The organism is Pedobacter sp. 01N416, from assembly GCF_056399685.1.
In genome coordinates this window covers 1-1,061 of the sequence record NZ_JBFTRT010000923.1, presented here as the reverse complement: position 1 = coordinate 1,061, position 1,061 = coordinate 1, and the positions used below count along the sequence as shown (strand labels likewise).

1 protein-coding gene and 1 pseudogene are annotated in these 1,061 nt (G+C 34.4%); one reads left to right on the top strand and one right to left on the bottom strand.

What is annotated here, in order from left to right; genetic code table 11:
* On the top strand, positions 1-380 hold a 380-nt coding region (locus AC1DND_RS28430; protein ID WP_477586267.1), incomplete at its 5' end, for a GIN domain-containing protein.
* A gap of 238 nt (positions 381-618) precedes the next feature.
* Here the strand turns inward: AC1DND_RS28430 and AC1DND_RS28425 are convergent.
* Positions 619-1,061: pseudogene (locus tag AC1DND_RS28425) on the bottom strand (hypothetical protein); the annotation flags it as partial.

Genomic DNA, 1,061 nt, shown 5'->3' with positions numbered 1-1,061 from the left:
AAGTGATGCAGGATGGTGATAATTTAAAAATTACTTCAACCAGTACCGAAAAAGCAAAACTAACTGTTTATGTAAACGATTTTTACAGAATAGAAGCATCAGAAAATGCAATTGTTAAAACTGAAGGAAAACTAAAAACTAAATATCTTCAGATCTTTTTAAAAGGAAATGCACATGCCGAAATCAATACCAGCTCAGAAGGTTTGTACACTGTAATTGCCGATAATGCAGATTTAAAATTAAGTGGTTCAACTGATCAACATACTTTGGTTATGGGTAAATCACAAAAATTAACCATCGATAGATTTGCTGCTTTAAAAACGAACATCAGCTCTGTAGAAACTTTTGCAATTGAAAAAGAAATTGCTGCAATCAAATAATAAAAACGCACAAATGAAATAAGGCTTTCTGATCTGATCAGAAAGCCTTTTGTTTTAAACATAATATAGTACAAACTTCTAAGGAGGCTGTATCATAAATATAGCTTGTCATCCTGAGCCTGTCGAAGGACCTGTTTAAATACTTCGCAAGACGTTTCGAAAGCTCAACGTGACAAGTTCGAGTGGAATCAAAATTTATGATACAGCCTTTAACTTGTAGCGTCACTGATCTGTAGTTTTAGTGTTGTAGCACTTTCGCGATTTCCTTCTCGATGGATTTGATCTCTTTAGGTTTAAGTTTTTTAGCAGCATCTGTTTTACCTGCTACTTTACTTTCCAGATATTTTACGCCTACCCTTAAAGCTTTTAACCCGGAAACACCTTGAAGTTCATCTAATTCAAGTTGCTCTAAATCGTCGTTTAAATAGCCTTGAACCTGCATATATTTAATGTACTCCATATATTCTTTGGCTTCTTCAGGATTGAAATAAACCATTGCGATTTTATGGGGCTGTGTTAAACGTTCGGTTGTACCTTTAACCAATACTTTATCAATACGTTTTTTAACTACTTCGTAACGGATGTTGTAAGCACCTTCTACATCAAAACGGCGTTCATCGTTCCTAAAGCTAATATCAATTGCATTTGAGTGGATAAAGATCAGCTGTGTGGTTTCTAATG